The sequence below is a fragment of the Muricoccus roseus genome (assembly GCF_900141905.1).
Classification (GTDB): domain Bacteria; phylum Pseudomonadota; class Alphaproteobacteria; order Acetobacterales; family Acetobacteraceae; genus Roseomonas; species Roseomonas rosea.
The window spans coordinates 102473-122447 of sequence record NZ_FQZF01000002.1; the positions used below are offsets into that span (position 1 = coordinate 102473).

Here is a 19975-nt window from a genome sequence, read left to right on the forward strand (position 1 = left end):
CGTTTGGGCAAGGGGTTGGGGGAAGAACTTCATGCGACGCACCATCATCGCGTTGGGCGCTCTGGCGACCATGGCCCTGGGTGTCCTGCCGCAAGCGGTCCTGGCCCAGCAGAACGAGGCGCAGACCCTGGTGGACCGGGCCACCCTCACCGCTGGGGAGATGCTGAGCAGCGGTGACCCCAACGTGCTGCGTGACGCGAACCAGATGCTGCGCGAGGCCCGCGCGGTCATCATCTGCCCGCGCATCTTCCGCGCCGGCTTCCTCTTCGGCGGACAGGGCGGTGACTGCGTCCTCACCGCGCGCGATGGTGCCGGCTCCTGGTCGTCACCGGCCTTCTACACCGTCGGCTCGGCCAGCTTCGGCCTGCAGATCGGCATCCAGGACATGCAGGTGATGATGATGATCCTCACCGACAAAGGCCTGAGCGCGGTGATGGACAGCCAGATCAAGCTCGGCGCCGATGCCTCGGTCGCTCTGGCCACCATCGGCGGCGGCATCGCGGGCGCCACCACCACAGCGGTGGGCGCCGACATCGTCAGCTATGCCCGCACGCGCGGCCTCTATGCCGGCATCTCCCTGGAGGGTTCGCTCCTCTCCAGCCGCACGGATTTCAACTCCAGCTATTACGGCCGCCCCGTCGCCGCGCGGCAGGTGGTGGTGGACATGCAGGCGCATAGCCCCGCGGCCGACCCTCTCCGCGCCATGCTCATGCGCTTCAGCGCCCCGGGCGGCGCGCCGGCGCCGATGGCGGCCATGCCCTCCCAGCAACCGGGGGCGATGCAGATGCAGGCGGCGCCGAGTGGGAATGTGACGCGGGAGACGCTGCGCTAGGCGGCCTCAGAAGGGGGCTGGCCTGAGCCTTTCTGCAGGCGAGTTGTACTGGCGTGGTTTTGTTCTGGTCTTTCGGTCTGTCCCGGGGAGAGGAGGAAGGAATTCTTCCTCTCCCCGGACCCCTCACCATCATCTTCTTTTAGGAGTTTGGAATCACGGGGCTGACGGTGCGCCTCGGGTCATCGACCCGAGGCGACTGCAGACGCAGAATCAGCGCTCTGCAGCCCGAGACCCCTTCGATCCGGGGTATCCACGGCAGTCAGACGGGGTTCCAAGGGCCTCAGGCCCTTGGCGGGCGAGGGCGGAGCCCTCAACGGGCGCAGCATCACACCCCCGCCGCGTAGCCGTCACGCTGCGGGTCCGCCCCGCCCTCGATCAGCCCGTCGAACATGGTGATACCGTGCACGGCGGCGAAGGGGTAGCTGGTGGGGTTGCGGCGCACCTCGTAGCCCATCTCCTCCAGCGCCTTCTGCGTCGCGCGCGGGATGCGGTTGGAGATGTCGATGGCGTCGCTGGTGCTGGAGAAGCGCGGCGCCATCACGGCTTCCTGCATGGTCATCCCCCAGTCGATGACATTCAGCAGCACCTGCAGGATGGCGACGCCGATCCAGGCGCCGCCTGGCGCGCCGAGGGTGGCCACGGGCCTGTCGCCATCAAACAGGATGGTCGGCGCCATGGTGGAGAAGCGGCGCTTGCCCGGCGCGATGGAGCCGGCGCGGCCCGGGCGCGGGTCGTAGTTGTTCATGCCGCCGTTCAGCATGAAGCCCGTGCCCGGCGGAATGACGCCGGAGGGAAGGCCGAGCGTATGGGTCAGCGTCACCACCATGCCCTCGGCATCGACGCAGGAGACGGTGGTGGTGTGCTTGGAATCCGCGCCGGCGCGCGGCAGCGAGACCTTCTCGCCCGCCCGGATACCGGCGGCGCATTGCTGCGCGTAGGCCTCGGAAAGCAGCCGATCCAGCGGCGGCGGGATGAAGTCGGGGTCGCCGATATGGCGGTCCTTGTCACGCATCGCGGTCTTCATCGCCTCGGCCACCACGCGGATGTATTCGGGCGCGTTGTGGCCGAGCGCGGTCAGCTCGAAGCCCTCCAGGATGCGCAGCATCTCGGCGATGACAATGCCGCCGGCCGGCGGCGGCGGAACGGCGACGCCGTAGCCGCGGTAGTCCACGCGCAGCGGCTCGCGCCATTGCGGCATGAAGGTCGCGAGGTCCTCGGCCGAGAGCAGGCCGTCATGCGCCTGCATGTCGGCGACGATCCGGCGCGACAATTCGCCGGTGTAGAAGGTCTCCGCGCCCTCGCGGGAGACCAGGCGCAGGGTTTCCGCCAGTTCCGGGTTGCGCACCGTCTGGCCCAGGCGCTTCGGGGCGCCGTCCGCCCCCATGTAGATGCGCCGGCCGTCCTCGGTGAAGCCGAGTTTCGCGGCGTAGGACAGGCGGCCATAGGCCTTCTCGTCCAGGTGGAACATCGTCGCCACATGGGGGCGCACCAGCCAGCCCTCCTCGGCGAAGCCGATGGCCGGGGTGAAGAGGCTGCTCCACGCCGCGCGGCCGAAGTGCTCATGCGCCATGCCGAACACGCGCAGGATGCCGGGGGTGGTGACGGCGCGGTGGCCGATCTCGTTCACATGGTCCCGCACGATGTAGCCGAAGCCGTCGGGGCACTCGCCGATGTAGCGGTCCGCCCACATCTCCTCGCGGCAGGCCTTCGGGGCGGCGGAGAGGCCGTCGAGGATCACCTGCTCGCCGGTGCGGGGGTCGAGCACATGCAGCACGCCCAGGCCGCCGATGCCGCTCATCATCGGGTCTACCACGCCCTGAGTGAGGGCGCAGGCGAGCACGGCGTCCAGCGCGTTGCCGCCGGCGCGCAGGATGGCCTCGCCGGCCTCCACCGCCTCGGGCTGGGGCGCGACGATCATGGCGCGCGGTGCGGGCAGGCGGCGGGCTGGTCTGGGCATGGCGACTCCTTATGGGGCACGAAGCTTGCCGCCTTTCCCGCCGCACGTCGCCCCCTCGGCGGCTACCCGGGCAAGGCGCGCAGCCGCGCCGCGGGGGAGGCGAGAATGATGGCGAGCTGCGCCACGAAGCCGAGCGCCGCGGCCAGCAGGCAGGCCCCCACGCCATAGCGCGCCGCCAGCAGCGCCCCGATTGCGGCGCCCAGCGGGCGGGCGCCGAAGGTGGCGGTCAGCACCGTGGCCGAGACGCGGCCGAGCATCGCCCCGGGCGTGACCGCCTGGCGGAGCGTGGTGGTGTGGATCGTCCACAGGATCGGCCCTGCCCCGAAGAGGAACAGCGCCAGCGCGGCCAGGGCGGGGGCGGGCAGGGCGAGCGTGGCCAGCATGAGCAGGGCGGCCAGGGAGGCCGCGAGCGGCCCCGCCGCGATCAGGGTTCCCAGGCTCCAGCAGGCGGCCAGGCGAGGCGCGGCCAGGGCGCCCGCCACCATCCCGGCCCCGTAGAGCCCCAGGGTGACCCCCACCCCGGCGGCGGAGAGGCCGAGATGGTGGACGGCATGGACGACATAGCCGGCCTGCAGGACGAACCAGGCCGTGTTGAACACCACCGCCGTCGCCAGGATCGGGCGCAGCAGCGGATGGGAGAGCACGAAGCCGATGCCCTCCCGAAGTTCCTGGCCGGGGTGGCGCCGGGGCGCGGCGCCGCGGGCCGGTTCCGGCAGACCGGCCAGCAGCCCCGCCGAGAGGAGGGAGAGCCCGATGGCCGCGCCATAGGCCGGCCCGGCGCCCAGCCAGCCGATCAGCGCCCCGCCCAGCGCCGGCCCGGCGGCGAAGGCGAGGCTGCGCCCCAGCTCCAGCCAGCGATTGGCGCGTGCCAGGCCGGCGCGCGGCACCAGGGTCGGCAGGAGGGCGGGGGCCGCGACGCTCTGCGCCACCGTGCCCGCCGCGCCCAGGAAGCCCAGCGCGGCCAGCCCGCCCAACCCAAGGCGGCCGGAGGCGGCGAGGGCGAGAATGCCCAGGAGCGCGACCGCCCGCAGGGCCTCCGCGCCGATCATCAGCCGGATGCGGGAAGCCCGGTCGGCCAGCAGGCCCGCGGGCAGGGCGAGCAGCAGGAAGGGCAGGGTCTGGGCCGCCTGCAGCCACCCCGTCTCGGCCGCGCCCGCCCCCAGGGCCAGCACGGCCAGGAGGGGCGCCGCAGCCAGGGCAAGCTGCTCCGAGGCCTGCGCGGCCAGGTTGGACAGGGCGAGGCGGCGGAAGGCGTGGGGCATGCGGGGCGTCCGATCCGGATGGCCGAGCCTGCCCGAGCGCAGAGCGTCCGCGCCCTCCGCCTGTTGCGCCGCAATGCCGGTGGCTTGCGCCCGCCCGCCGGCTCGCGGCATGTGACACGGCGCGAAGCGGAGCGATGCCATGCCAGACCGAGCCCCTGCCCGCCGGAGCCACCGGCGATGAGCGCGCGCATCATGCTGCTGACCGGCGCGAGCCGGGGAATCGGCCACGCCACCGTCAAGCGCTTCCAGGGGGAGGGCTGGCGTATCCTGACCGTCTCCCGCCAGCCCTTCTCGGAGGAGTGCCGCTGGCCCGGGGCGCGCTGGGGGCATATCCAGGCGGATCTCTCCGACCCGGCCCAGGTGGATGCGCTGATCCGCGAGGTGCGCGAGCGCCTGCCCGAGGGGCAGCTCCACGCGCTGGTGAACAATGCCGGCATCTCGCCCAAGGGCGAGGGGGGCGCGCGGCTCGGCGCGCTGGATTCCGACCACGCGCTCTGGACATCAGTGTTCAACGTCAACCTGTTCTCCACCGCCGCCCTGGCGCGCGGGCTCTTCCCCGAACTGCGGTCGGGTGGCGGCAGCATCGTGAACGTCACCTCCATCGTGGGTTCGCGCGTGCATCCTTTCGCCGGCGCCGCCTATGCCTGCTCCAAGGCGGCGCTGGCGGCGCTGACGCGCGAGCTGGCGCATGAATTCGGCGCGCATGGGGTGCGGGTGAACGCCATCGCGCCCGGGGAGATCGACACCGCGATCCTCTCGCCCGGCACGGAGGATATCGTGGAGCGGCAAATCCCCATGCGCCGGCTCGGCACCGCGGAGGAGGTGGCCGAGACCATCCTGTTCCTGTGTTCCGCCGCCTCCTCCTACGTGAACGGGGCGGAGATCCACATCAATGGCGGGCAGCATGTCTGAGGGGTCGCGCTGCGTGCACGACGTGGCGTGAGTTGTCTCTGCAATCGGCGGTTGCATGACCGGAGCCAATCAATTCTAAGTACAGAACGCAGTACGAATTCCGGGGCAGCGATGACGCGCTCGATGCTGAATCCTCGCGCCGGCGGCACTGCTCTTCAGGCCGACATGCGGCGCTCGACCTCGCCTTCCCAGGGCCCAGCACAGGTCGGGCTCTGCGTGATGGACCGGACGCTGCGCGTGATCCGCGTCAACCGGTCCTTCACCGAGGTGATCGGGCGGCCGTCCGCCGTCGGGCGCAGCCTTTCCGAGCTGGCGCCGGGCCTGGCGCTAGGGCTGCAGGCACAGATCGGGCAGGCGTTGCGGGAAGAACCCGGCGGCGCCGCCGAGATCGCGGGCGAGGCGCTGGGGCCCGATGGCGCGGGGCGCGTTTTCCTTGCGTCCGTGGAGCCCCTCGACGGGCAGGGGGGAGAACTCATCCTTCTCCTCCGCGACGTCACGGAGGAGCGAGCGGTCGAGGCATCGCTGGCCGAGAGCGAGGCGGCCTTCCGGCGGCTCTTCCACAGCAATCCCGCGCCCATGTGGGTCTATGACCGCGAGACGCTGCGCTTCCTGGAGGTGAACGAGGCGGCGCTGGAGGCCTATGGCTGGTCTCGCGAGGCGCTGCTGGGCATGTCCATCCTCGATATCCGTCCGCCGGAGGAGCGCGACACGGTCCGCCGCTCCGCCGCGGAGCCCCGGTCGGCACGGAAGGTCTCCGGCCCCTGGCGGCACCTCGATGCCTCCGGGCGCGAGCGCCTGGTGCACGCCGTGTCCTACCTGATGGAGTTCGGCGGGCGGCCCGGCGTGCTGGTCACCGCCTGGGACGTGACCGACCGCGTGAGAGCCGAGGCGGCGCTGCGCGAGAGCGAGGACTTCGCCCGCGGCATCCTGGAGAGCACCACCGATTGCATGAAGGTGCTGGACCTGGAGGGCCGGCTGCTCTTCCTGAACGGCGCGGGTCTCGCCCTGTTGGATGTGGATGACTTTGAGGCGATCCGCGGGCGGGAGTGGATGTCCCTCCTGCCGGCGGAGACGGCCGCCGAGGCGGGCCCCGCGATCGCGGCGGCCCTGGCGGGCGGCACGGGCCGCTTCACCGGCTTCTGCCCGACGCTCAAGGGCGTGCCCAAATGGTGGGATGTCATCGTCTCCCCCATCCTCGGCGCCTCAGGAGAGGTGGCGCGCCTCCTCTCCATCTCCCGCGACGTCACGGAACGGCGGGCAGCGGAGCGGCAGATCTCCTATCTTGCCCATCATGATCCGCTGACGGAGCTGCCGAACCGCCGGCTGTTCCACCGGCGGCTCGAACAGGCCATGGCTGCCCCGGAGCAGGGCGGCCGGATGGCCCTGCACTGCATCGACCTGGATGGCTTCAAGATCGTCAACGACACGCTGGGCCATGTGGTGGGCGATGCGCTGCTGCGCTTGGCGGCCGAGCGCCTGGGCGGTTGCCTGAGGGGGGGCGACATGGTCGCCCGCACGGGCGGGGACGAGTTCGCCGTGCTCCAGACAGGGCTCCGCGGGCCGGAGGATGCCGAGGCCTTCGCCCGCCGGATCGTGGCCCTGCTGAACGAGGATTACGAGATCGACGGCCGCTCGGTGCATGCGGGCAGCAGCGTGGGCATCGCCCTCTCCCCCGAGGACGGCACGACACCCGACGCGCTGCTGCGGAACGCCGATATCGCCCTCTGCCGTGCCAAGGCCGACGGACGCGGGGTCTTCCGCTTCTTCGAGCGGCAAATGGACGAGGCGGTGCAGCGCAAGCAGGCACTGAAGGCGGGCCTTCGCGGCGCGCTCGACCGGGCGGAGCTGGAGCTGCGCTACCAGCCGCTGATCGGCGTGGAACAGGGCGGGATCACCTGCTTCGAGGCCCTGATGCGCTGGCGCCATCCGCACCTGGGCATGGTGCCCCCGGCCGAGTTCATTCCTGTCGCCGAGGAGAGCGGGTTCATCACCGGGATGGGCGAATGGGCGCTTGCCACGGCCTGCCGGGAGGCCGCCTCCTGGCCGGCTCCCCTTCGCCTGGCCGTCAACCTCTCGCCCGTGCAGTTCCGCCGACCCGGCCTGGTGCGGGCAGTGGCCATGGCCCTGAGCGATTCCGGCCTGATGCCGGAGCGCCTGGAGCTGGAGATCACGGAATCGGTCCTGCTGGGGGAGGAGGAGGCCAATCTGGCCATCCTGCGCCAGCTCCGCGACCTGGGCGTGCGCATCGCCCTGGACGATTTCGGCACGGGCTTCTCCTCGCTCGGCTACCTGCTCCGCTTCCCTTTCGACAAGATCAAGATCGACCGCTCCTTCGTGCACGGCCTGCCGGACCGCGAGGATGCGAAGGCGATCGTGCGGGCCATCACCGGCATGGGGCGCGGGCTCGGCATCTCCGTGACGGCGGAGGGGGTAGAGACGCCCGGGCAGCTTGGCGCCCTGCGGAAAAAGGGGTGCAGCGAGGCCCAGGGCTACCTGTTCAGCCCGCCTGTCCCGGCTTCGGAGATACCGGCGCTGTTCAAGCGGCTGCGCCCCTCCTCCCATATGGCGGCCTGAGCCGGCGCCTCCCCGGGGCCTCACCAGGGGCTCCGCACGGCCTCCCGCGCGCCTACCCGATCTCCCTCGGCCCCGACGGGGTCCCGATGATGGCCCGGAGACGGATGGCCGGGCCTTGCCGCAGCTCCGGCCCGGCGGAGAGGCCCAGCGCCGCATGCAACGCGCGTAACCGGGCCGGGTCCGGATGCTCGATCGTGAAGGATTCGAGGCGGGCCCCGAGATCCGGCATGGCGGCGGCCGGGCAGCCGCGCTCGCCCCAGTCGATCACGCAGGGCGCCGCGCCGTCGGCGGGCAGGGCCCCATCGGGCCGGACCGCGAACCGCCACTGGCGGTCCCCGCGTGAGACCCGCATGGCCTGGCCCAGCAGGCCGCCATGGGCGGCCAGCAGCGGATCGAGCGCCGTGCTGCGCGCCACCCAGGCGCGAAGGCGCCGCCCCGCATCCCATTCCGCCCGCACCGCCGCCGCGTCATCCAGCCCGAACCAGCGGGGATGGGCGGGTGCCGGCGCGGCGGGATCCACCGCGATCACCTCCAGGAACACCCTCTCGCCGAGCCGGAGGAGGTGGTTGTGCGTGCCCATCTCGGGGTGGGCGCCGCCATAGGGGATCTCCAGCCCGAGGGCCGCGCGCAGATGCGCCACCCCTTCCGCCAGGCTGGGCGCGATCAGGACGAGATGGTCTAACTCCATCGCCGTCACACCAGCTGGTCCAGCCCGGCGCGGAGGGAGCCGTCGGGGTCCTCCAGCAATCCCTCCCGCAGGAAGAGGTCGATGAGGACGAGGTTCACGTTGAACTTCACGCTCTCCGTGTCCCGCACCGCCTCCAGCACCCGCCCGATCGGCCAGAGCTCGAAGCGCTCCACCTCGTCGTCATTGGGGCGGGGCTCCAGCCCCTCGGGCATCTCCAGGTCATAGAGGTGGAGGAGGTCGCGCCGCATGCCCTCCTCCGTGCGCATGATGTAGGAGACGCGGCCGACGGGGCGGGCCTTCAGGGCCAGATCCGCGGGCAGGGAGGCCTCCTCCTCCGCCTCCTTCGCCAGGCAGCGTTCCGGCGTCAGCCCGGCCGGGATGCCGCCCGCCACCACATTGTCCATCTGCCCCGGCGCCACCGCCTTGTCCTTGGCGCGCCAGCCAACCCAGAGGTGAAGCCCGTCCGGCCGGCGGACCAGGCCGTTCACATGCACGCCCTGGCTGATGATGCCCATGGCGGGCAGCACGCCGCGGTCCACGGTGGCGAGCACCGGGCCGGCCGGATGGGCGCGGACGTCGAACTCCTCCCCCCTGATGCGGCCGAATCCCGCCTTGGCCAGGGTGCGGGCGATCTCGGCCATGGCGGCGGTGCGGCGGGCGGTTCCCCGAACTCCGGCGGCGAGGGAGACGCCCTCGGGCCCGAAATGCACGGACTTCGGCAGGAAGGTGAGGGCGCGGGCGGCGTCCGGCTCCAGCCATCCTACCTGCTCCTCCCCGATCCGGAAGGGCAGGTACCCGGCGGGGGAGGGGATGTTGTTGCAGGCGGCGATGTGGCGGGCGAAGGGATTCATCCCCTCATCCTGCCCTGCCACGGGGCGCCGGGCATCCCCGCCATGCTTCACCATGGCTGGCGCCGGAGGGCGTTCGGTCCCATCTCTCCGGCAACGGCCTCCCCGTCCCGGGGTGGCGCCCCCTTCCCGGACCCGCCCCGGCGCCGGCCCCAGCAGGCCGTCCGCACCCGGCCGCGCGGCCCGCCTCCGGAGTTTCCGCGTGCCCTCCGCACAGAACAGTCCCAAAGCCGAAAGCCCCGCGCCGCGTGGCACCTTCGACACCTTGCGCAGCCTCGCGCCCTATCTCTGGCCGAAGGGCGAGACGGGGCTGCGGGTGCGGGTGGTGATCGCCCTGCTCTTCCTCGTCGCGGCGAAGATCGCGAACATCCTGGTTCCCATGGCCTATGCCCGGGCGGTGGATGCGCTCACCCCGCATGTCGGGCAGGGCGCCGGCACCGCGGCCGCCATCCTGGTCGTGCCGGTGGCGCTGGTGGTCGGCTACGGCCTGCTGCGAATCGCCTCCTCGGCCTTCGGGGAGCTGCGGGATGCGGTGTTCACCCGGGTGCAGGCGCGGGCCGGGCGGCGGATCGCGCTGCAGGTCTTCACCCATCTGCACGCCCTCTCGCTGCGCTTCCACCTGGACCGGCAGACGGGCGGCCTCTCCCGCGTGATCGAGCGGGGGACGCGGGGGATCAACTTCGTCCTCGACTTCATGCTGTTCAACATCATCCCGACCATCATCGAGATCCTGCTGGTCGCGGCCATCCTGTGGCGGATGTTCAGCTTCTCCTTCGCGGCGGTCACGCTCGGCACCATCGCCCTCTACGTCACCTTCACCCTGATGTTCACCAATTGGCGCCTGCGCTTCCGGCGCCAGATGAACGAGACGGACCAGGAGGCGAACACCCGGGCGATCGACAGCCTGCTGAACTACGAGACGGTCAAGTATTTCGGGAATGAACGTCATGAGGAGCGGCGCTACGACTCCTCCCTCGCGCGCTACGAGACGTCCTACATCCAATCCGAGGTCTCGCTGAACGTCCTGAACATGGGGCAGGCGGCGATCATCGCCATCGGCCTCACGGCGGTGATGCTGATGGCGGCGCAGGGCGTCGCGCAGGGAACGATGACGGTCGGCGACTTCGTGCTGGTGAACACCTATCTCATCCAGCTCTACCTGCCCCTGAACTTCCTCGGCTTCGTCTACCGCGAGATGAAGCAGGGGCTGGTGGACATGGAGGCCATGTTCACCCTCATGCGGGAGCACCGCGAGGTGGCCGACAAGCCCGGCGCGCCGGCGCTCCCGGCCGGCCCGGGCGCGGTGCGCTTCGAGGATGTGCATTTCGGCTACGGCCGGAACCGGGAGATCCTGCACGGCATCTCCTTCGACGTGCCGCCCGGCAGGATGCTGGCCATCGTCGGCCCCACCGGGGCAGGCAAGTCCACCATCTCCCGCCTGATGTTCCGCTTCTACGACGTGTGGGACGGGCGGGTGACGATCGACGGTGCCGACCTGCGCGAGGTGACGCAGGAAAGCGTGCGCGCGGCCATCGGCGTGGTGCCGCAGGACACGGTGCTGTTCAACGACACCATCGCCTACAACATCGCCTATGGCCGCCCCGACGCGAGCGAGGAGGAGGTGGTCCAGGCCGCGAAGCTGGCCCAGGTGCATGATTTCGTCATGCGCCTGCCGGACGGCTACAAGACCCGCGTGGGAGAGCGCGGGCTGAAGCTCTCCGGCGGCGAGAAGCAGCGCGTGGCCATCGCCCGGACCATCCTGAAGGACCCCCGCATCCTCATCCTCGACGAGGCGACCAGCGCGCTGGACACCCGGACGGAGCAGGAGATCCAGTCCGCCCTGCGCGGCGTGGCGCGGGGCCGGACCACGCTGGTCATCGCGCACCGCCTCTCCACCGTGGTGGAGGCGGATGAGATCATCGTGCTCGCCGAGGGGCGGATTGCCGAGCGCGGCACCCATGCCGAGCTGGTGGCTGCCGAGGGGATCTATGCGGGCATGTGGAGGCGCCAGGCCCAGGCGGTGGCGCTCGCCGAGGCGGCCGCGGCGGCGCGGGAGGTCGGATCCCCCTCCGCGCCTCTGGACAGCCCCGCATCCATGGGGTCTTCCGCTCCGGCGACGGCCTGACCATTTAGACCTAACATTTGATAAGGAGGCCCCGGGAATGTCCCTGGACCCGCAAGGTGCCGCCCCGGAAGACCTGAGCCATGCCGGCTCGGTCACCGACAAGGCGATCGAATACATGATGGAGCAGGGCATCTCTCCCATCTCCATCGCTTCCGCCCTGCTCGGCGGCGCGCTGGGGCTGATGGCCCGCACGATGGAGGATCCGGCGATCGCCCGAGTCCTGCGGAGCGCCCTGGTTTCGGTCGAGAGCGGGGAGCTGCAGGAGATGCGCCAGCAGGGCGCGGAGCCTCCGCGCGCCGGCTGATCCGGCCTTCCGGCTTGACTCGCGGGCCCGGCACCGCCATACGCCGCCCTTCCTATCAGACCACCACCCGTGCCCCGTGCGGTTCCGCATGGCCGCGCGGCCGAACCACCCAGGGGTTTCCACCATGTCCCGCCGCTGCGGCATCACCGGCAAGGGCGTCCTGACGGGCAACAACGTCAGCCACGCCAACAACAAGACCCGCCGGCGCTTCCTGCCGAACCTCCAGCAGTCCTCGTTCTTCTCGGACGTGCTGGGTACCTCGATCCAGATGCGCCTCTCCACCCGCGGCATCCGCACCGTGGAGCACAATGGCGGCCTCGACGCCTTCCTCCTCGGCACCCCGGACCGCGCCCTGACGGTCGAGGCGAAGGTGCTGAAGCGCCGCATCGAGAAGGCGCAGGCGAAGAAGGCGGCCGCCTGAGGCCCCTTTCCGCCCTTCCGGCGTGAGTTCCGACGGCGCGAGGAGATACTCCTCGCGCCGTTGTTATGTCCGGGCACCCCTCTCCCCAGCGGGCGTTCATCTTTCGGCAGGGGCGCGCTGTCAGGCTGCGCCGCATGGAGAACCTGCTCCTCATCCTCGCCGCCGCCGCCGCCTTTCTCGCCTTCGTCGCGTGGCGCCTGCTCGAACGCAGCCGGGAGGCGGAAGCCCGCGCGGCCCAGGCCGAGCTGCGGCTCGGCAGCCAGGGCCGCTCGCTCGGCCTCGTCGCGCGGGAGCTGGAGGCGCCTGGGCTGGGCCTGCTCGGCCTGGCCACGCGCCTGCCGCCCGAGATCGCGCCCGGCGTCGAATCCGAAGGGCGCCGCCTGCTTGCCCTGGCCGATGAGGTGGCCGACCAGGCCGCCGCCCAGCCCCATGCGCGCAGCCTAAAGGAGAACCGTATTCCCCTCGGTCCCTTGCTGAAGGAGGCCGTGGAAACGGTGGCCCTGCCCATGGGGGCGGGCGCCCGGCACTGGCAGGTCTCGCCCGAGGCGGAGGCGCTGACCGTGCTGGCCGACCGCCGTGCCCTCGGCCGCGTGCTCTCCCAGGCCCTGGCACGGGCCGCGCGCGAGACCCGGGCGGGGGACCGGATCACCCTGCGCATCGTCCGCGCCGCGGAGACCGTGGCCCTGGTGATCGAGGATGAAGGGGCCGGGCTGCCCGGAGGCGACCTGACGGGCGGGGAGGGCACGCGGGGCCTCTCGCTCGGGCTATCGGCCGCGCGGGAGCTCATGCGTGCCCATGGCGGGGAGCTGACGCTCGAGGCGGCGCCCGGCATCGGCGCGCGCACCTGGCTTACCCTGCCGCGTGCCCGGGTGCTGGAGGATCAGCTGGTCGGCTGATCCCAGCCCAGCACCATCAGCAGCGTGCTTTGGAAGAACATCGAGTTGTCGTCGGAGATGACGGCGACCAACTCGCGCCCGCCATGGCGGAAGGCGCAGATTCCCTCCCAGTTGTCGGTCGGCAGGGGCCGCTCCAGCCGGGCGACCGTCGGGGCTTCCAGCAGGCCGGGGCGCGGCGGCAGGGGCGGCAGGCGGGCGATCCGGGCGGAAAAGCCCTCCAGCAGGTGGAAGCGGCGCTCGAGTACCAGCGCGCCGCCATCGGGCAGGGGACAGAGGTCGCTGGGGTCGTGGCCCGGGGCGGGGCGGTAAGGGAAGCCGTGCCACTGGCCCGGGCGGCCGATCCAGGCCATGCGGGAGGAGCGGTCCTCCTCCGGCCGCTGGCTCTCGGTGATCGCCAGCCAGCGTCCGTCCGGCAGGACGCCGAGGGATTCGAGCGCACCGTTTCCCGGCGCGTCGCGCAGGCTCGGCGGGGCCTCCACCGGCTCGGCCCGCGCATCCAGGCCACGGTAACGCCAGATCCGGTGCAGGCGCTCGAAGCCGATGAGCCAGGAGCCGTCCGGCAGCGCCGCCAGGCATTCGGCATCGCTGACGATGTCCCGCGGCAAGGGGCGGCCGACCGGGTCGCGCAGCGGGCCGGAGCGCGGGGCGTCCAGCCCCAGCGGTGTGCCCTCGGCCGACAGCACCAGCCGCGCCTGCGCCCAACGGCCGCGATCCGCGATGGCGGTGAGGGTGAGGTCGGGCGCGACATGCAGGCCGGAAAGCCCATCGGCACCCAGGCGGCCGGTGTCGATGCGGAGGACGCCGAGCGGCCGCAGGGCGGCCTGAGAGGGCGGCTGCGACAGGGGTTCGGGCAAGCCGACCGGCCCGCCGGGGCGCTGGCAGGCCGTCGCGCCGAGCAGGGCCGCCATGGCGGCGCGCCGCCCGAGGCTGCGGCGCCGTAGCCCTGGCGCCCGGGGATGCGCGGATGAGGAGGCTAGGCCTCCCCCGATCACGTCATCCCCCTCACACCATGACCGGCGCCCGCTCAGCCGCCGCGCGCTGCCAGGCCATCGCGGCGTCCTCGTCGAACAGCTCGGCGAGCTTCTTCATCATGGTGCCGCCCAGCTCCTCGGCATCCACGATGGTCACGGCGCGGCGGTAGTAGCGGGTGACGTCGTGGCCGATGCCGATGGCGATCAGCTCCACGATGTCGCGCCCCTCGATATCGCCGATCACCTTGCGCAGGTGCCGCTCGAGGTAGTTGCCGGGGTTCACCGACAGCGTGCTGTCATCGACCGGCGCACCGTCCGAGATCACCATGAGGATGCGGCGCTTCTCCGGGCGGCTGAGGAGGCGCTTGTAGGCCCATTCCAGGGCCTCGCCGTCGATGTTCTCCTTCAGCAGCCCTTCGCGCAGCATCAGGCCCAGATTCTTGCGGGCCCGGCGCCAGGGCGCGTCGGCGGCCTTGTAGACGACGTGGCGCAGGTCGTTCAGCCGGCCGGGATTGCGCGGCTTGCCATCCTGCACCCAGCGCTCGCGGCTCTGGCCGCCCTTCCAGGCGCGGGTGGTGAAGCCGAGGATCTCCACCTTCACCGCGCAGCGCTCCAGCGTGCGGGCGAGGATGTCGCAGCACATGGCGGCCACCGTGATCGGCCGGCCGCGCATGGAGCCGGAATTGTCGATCAGCAGCGTGACGACCGTATCGCGGAAATCAGCCTCCCGCTCGCGCTTGTAGGTCAGCGAATGGGTGGGCGAGGCGACGATGCGGGCGAGGCGGGCCACGTCGAGCAGCCCTTCCTCCAGGTCGAACTCCCAGGCGCGCTGCTGCTGCGCCAGCAGGCGGCGCTGCAGGCGGTTGGCGAGCTTGGAGACGACGCCCTGGAGATGGGAGAGCTGCTGATCGAGCTGCTGGCGCAGCCGGGCCAGCTCCTCGGCATCGCAGAGGTCGTCCGCCGAGACCTCCTCGTCGAACTGGCGGGTGTAGGCGCGGTAGAGGGAGGTGTCGTCCGTGACGGGCACCTCCTTCCGCTGCTGCGGGCCTCCCGGGCGGTCCTCACCCTCGGCGGCGGCGCCGTCATCCTCGTCGTCCTCGCCTGATTCCTCTTCGCCCGCCTCGCCCTGCGTCTGCTCGGGCTGGGCGCCCATCTGGCTTTCGGATTCCTGGGGCTTGCTCTCGCCCTCGCCCTGGTTGTCCTGGGCGCCGGAGGTCTCGCTGCCCTCGTCCTCCTGGTCCTGGGATTCCTCGGATTCCGCCTCGGTCTCGGCCTCGGCGAGGTCGAGGGCGGCCAGGAGCCTGCGGGCGGCGCGGCCAAAGGCGTCCTGGTCTTCGGCGTTGCGGGCCATCTCGACCAGCGCGTCATCGGCACGCGGGCCGAGCGTGTCGCGCCAGAGATCGACCACGCGCTGCGCGGCCGGGGGCACGGGCTCGCCGGTCAGCTTCTCGCGTGCCAGCAGGGACAGCGCCGCGGTCAGCGGCAGCTGGTCCTTGCGGGTCATGCGGTCGTAGCCCTCCGCCTCCGCCTGCTCGGTGTGGCGGGCGCGGAGATTGGCGGCCACGCCCGCCATGTGCCGGCCGCCCACCGCCTCCACCCGGGCTTGCTCCAGCGCGTCGAACACCTCCCGCGCCTCGCGGCGGCCGGGGGTGCGGGCGGCATGGGTCGCCTCGTCATGGTGGCGCAGCTTCAGGGCCACCGAATCGGCGGCGCCGCGCAGGCGGGCCATCTCGGCCGGCGGCAGGGCGCGGGTGGGCAGCGGCAGGCGGGCGCGCTTGCCGGCGAGGCCGGAGGGGCCCGGCTGGAAGGCGACCTGCACATCGGTGGAGCGCGCGATGGCGCGCAGCGTGCCGGCGGTGGCGCGCTTGAACTCCTCCTGGCGGGTGGTGTCCTTGTTGCTGCCGCTCATGCCAGCTTCTCCATGGGGGCGGCTCCCTTGCGAATGGCGGCCTGCCTTGCCGGGCGGGCTTCGATAGCGGCGAGATGGCGGGCGACGGCCGGGCCGGGCTGGAGCATGCCCCATTCCACGACCCAGGCGAGCAGCCCGCCCAGAAGGATGTCGGCAGCGGTGAACTGGTTCCCCACCAGCCAGGGGCCCTGGGCGAGCGCAGCCTCGGCCCGCAGCACGGCCTCCGGGAAGGGCGGCCAGCCTATGGCGCGGGTGGGGGCGGGCGCAGCGCGGGGAAAGGCCATGTCGGCCATGGCCGGCTCCATCACGCCCGACGCGTAGGCCATCCAGAAGGCATAGGTGGCGCGGGCCGGAGAACCCACGGGCGGAGCGAGTCGTGCCTCGGGCAGGGTATCGGCGACATAGGCGGCGATGGCGGCGGATTCCGTCACCACCACGCCTTTCCAGTCACCCTCCGGCCCCCGGTCCACCAGGGCGGGCAGCTTACCGGCCGGGTTGAGCGCCAGGTAGTCGGCGGCCTTGTTCGTGGCGGCCTCGATGCTGTGCCACTGCAACTCGTAATCCGCCCCCGCCTCCTCCAGCAGCCAGAGGCTACCGGCGGAGCGGGACTTCGGCGCGTGATGCAGCAGGAAGCGCGCCGCCATGGCGACTCAGCGCTTCACGTAGAGACCCGTCGGGATCTCCTCGTTAAAGCAGCGCTGGTAGTACTCGGCCACCGTGCTCCGCTCCGCCTCGTCGCACTTGTTGAGGAAGGAGAGGCGGAAGGCGAAACCGACATCGCCGAAGATCTTCGCGTTCTCGGCCCAGGTGATGACCGTGCGCGGCGACATGACCGTGGAGATGTCGCCGGCGATGAAGCCCGCGCGGGTCAGGTCGGCGAGCGCGACCATCGCCTCGATCTGCTTGCGGCCCTTCGCGTCGTTCTCGGCCACGCCCAGCTTGGCGGCCACGATCTGCGTCTCCTGCGCATGGGGCAGGTAGTTCAGGGTCGCCACGATGTTCCAGCGGTCCATCTGGCCCTGATTGATCTGCTGGGTGCCGTGATAGAGGCCCGTCGTGTCGCCCAGGCCCACCGTGTTGGCGGTGGCGAAGAGGCGGAAGGCCGGGTGCGGGCGGATGACGCGGTTCTGGTCGAGGAGGGTCAGCTTGCCCTCGACCTCCAGCACGCGCTGGATGACGAACATCACGTCCGGGCGGCCCGCGTCATACTCGTCGAACACCATGGCGCAGGGGTGCTGCAGGGCCCAGGGAAGGATGCCTTCCTTGAACTCGGTCACCTGCTTGCCGTCCTTCAGGACGATGGCGTCCTTGCCGACCAAGTCGATGCGGGAGATGTGGCTGTCTAGGTTCACGCGCAGGCAGGGCCAGTTCAGGCGCGCGGCCACCTGCTCGATATGCGTGGACTTGCCGGTGCCGTGATAGCCCTGGACCATCACGCGGCGGTTGAAGGCGAAGCCGGCGAGGATGGCGAGCGTCGTGTCGCGGTCGAACTTATAGGTGGGGTCCACCTCCGGCACGTGTTCGGCGCGGACGGAGAAGCCCGGGACCGTCATGTCGCTCTCGATGCCGAAGACCTCGCGGACGGAGACCTGCACATCCGGCATGTCGATCTGGGGGCGGCTCTCGGCGAGGCTTGCGACCTTGTTCATGGGCGGGTCCGGTTCCGTGAAGAGGGGGACAGGCGGCAGGCCTCTCGGGGGGTCAGGCCGCCTGGCTCGGCTGCGGGGCAAGCGTCGCGAGGCGCTTGCGGATGAGGCTGTAGGCTCGGTTGATATCTTTCAACCGCTCCTCGGAGGATTTGTCCCCGCCATTGGCATCGGGGTGGTAGCGCTTGGCGAGGTCCTTGTAGCGGGCGCGGAGCCCGTCCTCGTCGATCGGCCAGCCGAGGCCCAGAACGTCGAGGGCGGCGCGCAATTCGGGCGGCGCTTCCTTCGCGGTCTTCTTCGGCGTGGGCTTGGTGTCGGCGAAGAGGCCCAGCGGGTCCCGCAGGCCTTCGGGGCCGATATGGGCCTGCCCGCCCAGCCGTCCAAGAGGCCAGGTGGGGCGCTGCCAGCCCGAATCCTCGCGCAGGTTCTGCTCGATCTCCTCCGGGGACATGCCCCGGTAGAAATCCCAGGCCTGGTTGTAGGCGCGGACATGCTCAAGGCAGAAATGATAGTAGTCCCGCAGCCGGGACCGGTCGCGAGGCGCCCGGAACTCGCCGGGGGCCTCGCAGCCTGGAGCCTCGCAGGTCCGGGTGGAGCTGCCGGGGGGGACGGTGGATCGGAGGGGTGCTGCGCCGCGTCGGGCCATGGTGCGCACCTTATGAGCGTAGCGGCCCGCGCCGGCAAGGCACGAAACGTCCCTTCACACCCGCCTCGAAGACATGGAAAAGCCTCTTGATATGGACACGCCGGATATGACCACGCGGGCCGGGCGCCTGCGCGCCACGCTCCTTCATGCCTTCCCCGGCGCCGAGGTGACGGTGCGCGACGACAGCGGCCTGCATGCGGGCCATGCCGGCGCACGGCCGGGCGGGGAGACGCATTACGCCATCCGGGTCGTCGCCCCCGGCTTTGCGGGCATGACGCGGCTGGCGCGGTCCCGCGCCGTGCATGCGGCGCTGGCCGAGGAATTCGGCGCGGGCATGCACGCCCTGGCGCTGGAGCTGCGGGCCCCTGGGGAGTAGCCCGGGCGTGTCCTCATCGGTCCGGGCTAGGCCTGTGGTCGAGACGCTGTACGAGGATTCGGAGCTCGTCGTCCGGGCCGTCCCGGGCGACGCCAGCCTCCCGACCGTGGTGACCTTCGGCGGCTACTCGCGCCGGCCCGCGGAGCACGGGATCTGGGCGGGCGACCCGATCGCCCGGATGGGGTGGCCGGCGATCGGCTTCGTCGCGCAGCGCCCCAACTGGTATCCGGCCGCCTCGATGAGGGCCGCCGCCGAACGGTTGCGGGGGCGGATCGGGCCGGAGGCGTTCGGCTACGGCTACAGCATGGGCGCCTATGCGGTGCTGAAATACGGGCGCCTGCTCGGCCTCAGCCACGCGCTGGCGCTCTCCCCCCAGTTCTCCATCGCGCCCGAGGACGTGCCGGAGGATGGCCGCTTCCACATCAGCCACGACCCGGCCCTGCATGCCGGGATGCGGGTGACGGCGGGCGAGGTGCCGCCGCGGGCCTGGATGCTCTTCGATCCCCTGCACGCGCTCGACGCGCGCAACATCGCCCTCCTCGCTCCCCTCGGCCCGGTGCCAGTGCCGGTGCGGGGCATGTTCCATGCGACCATCCGCCTCCTGACCGGCCAGGCGGTGCTGGCGGAGGTGCTGGACACGCTGCGGCGGGACGACCTGCCGGCCTTCCGGCGCATCATGCGGACCCGGCGCCACGAGACGCCCTTCTGGTTCGCCGGCATGGGGGCGGCACTGCTGACCCGGGGCCGGGCCAAGGCCGGAAACGTCCTGCTGGACGAGGCCCTTTCCAGGGGACTGGATGCGGATACCGAGGTTGGGGTGCTCGGCGAGGCGATGGAAAGCTGGACACGGCTTCAGGCGCCGCCGGACGTTACCAAGCCGCCCGAGGCGCTTGTCGAACGGCTTCTCAACAGCACGCCCCACACCCCGCATGCCCATCTCGACCGAAGCCTGAAGCTCGCGGGCATCGGGCGCCTGGCGGAATCCCGGCGGGCGGCCGAACAGGCCATGGAGGCTGGCCAGGCTCCCCCGGCCCTGATGACCCATCTCGGCCATCTCCTGCTGATGGAAGGCCAGCCGTCCCGCGCACGGACGGTGCTGGAAGAAGCCACGCGCTTGGCACCGGAGGGCGATTGGGGCTGGGTAGGGCTCTCGATCGCCCGGCTCCGCCAGGGCGATGGCGAGGGCGCGGCGGATGCGGCGAGGCAGGCCCTCGCCTTGCGGCCGCTCGGTTTCCACGGCGCGCTGGCCCTCGGCGATGCGCTGCTTGTCCTCGGGCGGACGGAAGAGGCGGCGGAGGCCTTCGCGCGGGCCTCGGCGAGCGGTGGAGCGGAAGGGGCGGCCCACGGCCTCGCCCGGGTGGAACGGGCGCGGAAGCGCGACGCCCGGGTCGAGCCGCCGGTTCCGGTACCGCCGGTGCCGGAGTCCCCGGGCGGCCGGGAGCCAGTACCGGCCGGGCCGCCGGCCATGGCGCAGGCGCCGGCCGGACGGGACCCCGTGCGGGACACCGCCGCCCGCATTGCGGGGGGCTATCCCGACCCGGCCCTCGCCATGCCGCGCCGGCGCGTGTCGCTGCTGAAGCGGCTGTTCGGGCGGCCCTTCTAGGGTCC

Annotated in this window: 18 protein-coding genes; 9 read left to right on the forward strand and 9 right to left on the reverse strand. The window is 71.7% G+C overall.

Annotated features, from left to right (window positions below):
- Window positions 1-31 precede the first annotated feature (31 nt).
- Window positions 32-832 (forward strand): lipid-binding SYLF domain-containing protein, encoded by an 801-nt coding sequence (locus BUB97_RS00500; RefSeq protein WP_073130144.1) that lies wholly within the window; start codon window positions 32-34, stop codon window positions 830-832.
- Window positions 833-1157: 325 nt separating this feature from the next.
- On the opposite strand, the gene ggt is transcribed toward BUB97_RS00500, so the two are convergent.
- Both ggt and BUB97_RS00510 read right to left on the reverse strand, forming a co-directional pair.
- Window positions 1158-2789, reverse strand: coding sequence for a gamma-glutamyltransferase (gene ggt / locus BUB97_RS00505; RefSeq protein ID WP_073130147.1), 1632 nt, complete (start codon window positions 2787-2789; stop codon window positions 1158-1160).
- 62 nt (window positions 2790-2851) lie between these two features.
- Window positions 2852-4051, reverse strand: coding sequence for an MFS transporter (locus BUB97_RS00510; RefSeq protein ID WP_073130150.1), 1200 nt, complete (start codon window positions 4049-4051; stop codon window positions 2852-2854).
- A gap of 177 nt (window positions 4052-4228) precedes the next feature.
- Here BUB97_RS00510 and BUB97_RS00515 point away from each other — a divergent pair, with 177 nt between their 5' ends.
- Both BUB97_RS00515 and BUB97_RS00525 read left to right on the forward strand, forming a co-directional pair.
- Window positions 4229-4963, forward strand: a complete 735-nt coding sequence (locus BUB97_RS00515) for an SDR family NAD(P)-dependent oxidoreductase (protein WP_073130153.1) — start codon at window positions 4229-4231, stop codon at window positions 4961-4963.
- Window positions 4964-5086: 123 nt separating this feature from the next.
- On the forward strand, window positions 5087-7537 hold the full coding sequence (locus tag BUB97_RS00525; protein ID WP_175562524.1) for a sensor domain-containing protein: 2451 nt from the start codon (window positions 5087-5089) through the stop codon (window positions 7535-7537).
- 52 nt (window positions 7538-7589) lie between these two features.
- Here BUB97_RS00525 and BUB97_RS00530 read toward each other — a convergent pair whose 3' ends face one another.
- Window positions 7590-8225, reverse strand: coding sequence for a VOC family protein (locus tag BUB97_RS00530; protein ID WP_073131030.1), 636 nt, complete (start codon window positions 8223-8225; stop codon window positions 7590-7592).
- A gap of 5 nt (window positions 8226-8230) precedes the next feature.
- On the reverse strand, window positions 8231-9076 hold the full coding sequence (locus tag BUB97_RS00535; RefSeq protein WP_073131032.1) for an NUDIX hydrolase: 846 nt from the start codon (window positions 9074-9076) through the stop codon (window positions 8231-8233).
- Window positions 9077-9275: 199 nt separating this feature from the next.
- On the opposite strand from BUB97_RS00535, the gene BUB97_RS00540 reads away from it, so the two are divergent.
- The 4 genes from BUB97_RS00540 to BUB97_RS00555 all read left to right on the forward strand — a co-directional run bounded on the left by BUB97_RS00540 (window position 9276) and on the right by BUB97_RS00555 (window position 12819).
- Window positions 9276-11198, forward strand: coding sequence for an ABCB family ABC transporter ATP-binding protein/permease (locus tag BUB97_RS00540; protein WP_073130155.1), 1923 nt, complete (start codon window positions 9276-9278; stop codon window positions 11196-11198).
- Window positions 11199-11235: 37 nt separating this feature from the next.
- Window positions 11236-11502, forward strand: a complete 267-nt coding sequence (locus BUB97_RS00545; RefSeq protein WP_073130158.1) for a hypothetical protein — start codon at window positions 11236-11238, stop codon at window positions 11500-11502.
- Window positions 11503-11626: 124 nt separating this feature from the next.
- A complete protein-coding gene (rpmB, locus tag BUB97_RS00550) occupies window positions 11627-11923 on the forward strand; it encodes a 50S ribosomal protein L28 (RefSeq protein ID WP_073131034.1) in 297 nt (98 codons plus the stop codon).
- Between the two features lie 134 nt (window positions 11924-12057).
- A complete protein-coding gene (locus tag BUB97_RS00555; protein ID WP_073130160.1) occupies window positions 12058-12819 on the forward strand; it encodes a sensor histidine kinase in 762 nt (253 codons plus the stop codon).
- Here BUB97_RS00555 and BUB97_RS00560 read toward each other — a convergent pair.
- The 5 genes from BUB97_RS00560 to BUB97_RS00580 all read right to left on the reverse strand — a co-directional run bounded on the left by BUB97_RS00560 (window position 12804) and on the right by BUB97_RS00580 (window position 17991).
- Complete coding sequence (locus BUB97_RS00560; RefSeq protein WP_073130163.1) at window positions 12804-13727, reverse strand: esterase-like activity of phytase family protein; 924 nt, start codon at window positions 13725-13727, stop codon at window positions 12804-12806. The genes BUB97_RS00555 and BUB97_RS00560 overlap by 16 nt on opposite strands.
- A gap of 94 nt (window positions 13728-13821) precedes the next feature.
- A complete protein-coding gene (gene cobT / locus BUB97_RS00565; protein ID WP_073130169.1) occupies window positions 13822-15699 on the reverse strand; it encodes a cobaltochelatase subunit CobT in 1878 nt (625 codons plus the stop codon).
- Window positions 15696-16343, reverse strand: coding sequence for a glutathione S-transferase family protein (locus BUB97_RS00570; RefSeq protein ID WP_073130173.1), 648 nt, complete (start codon window positions 16341-16343; stop codon window positions 15696-15698). Before BUB97_RS00570 ends, cobT begins: the two co-directional genes overlap by 4 nt.
- Before the next feature lie 6 nt (window positions 16344-16349).
- Window positions 16350-17348 carry a cobaltochelatase subunit CobS gene (cobS, locus tag BUB97_RS00575; RefSeq protein ID WP_073130177.1) on the reverse strand — a complete coding sequence of 333 codons (999 nt, stop codon included), beginning with the start codon at window positions 17346-17348 and terminating at the stop codon, window positions 16350-16352.
- Window positions 17349-17400: 52 nt separating this feature from the next.
- On the reverse strand, window positions 17401-17991 hold the full coding sequence (locus BUB97_RS00580; RefSeq protein ID WP_073130183.1) for a J domain-containing protein: 591 nt from the start codon (window positions 17989-17991) through the stop codon (window positions 17401-17403).
- Window positions 17992-18082: 91 nt separating this feature from the next.
- On the opposite strand from BUB97_RS00580, the gene BUB97_RS00585 reads away from it, so the two are divergent.
- Together BUB97_RS00585 and BUB97_RS00590 are read left to right on the forward strand one after the other, a co-directional pair.
- On the forward strand, window positions 18083-18367 hold the full coding sequence (locus BUB97_RS00585; protein WP_245818107.1) for a BolA family protein: 285 nt from the start codon (window positions 18083-18085) through the stop codon (window positions 18365-18367).
- A gap of 34 nt (window positions 18368-18401) precedes the next feature.
- Complete coding sequence (locus BUB97_RS00590) at window positions 18402-19970, forward strand: tetratricopeptide repeat protein (RefSeq protein WP_073130186.1); 1569 nt, start codon at window positions 18402-18404, stop codon at window positions 19968-19970.
- Window positions 19971-19975: the final 5 nt, after the last annotated feature.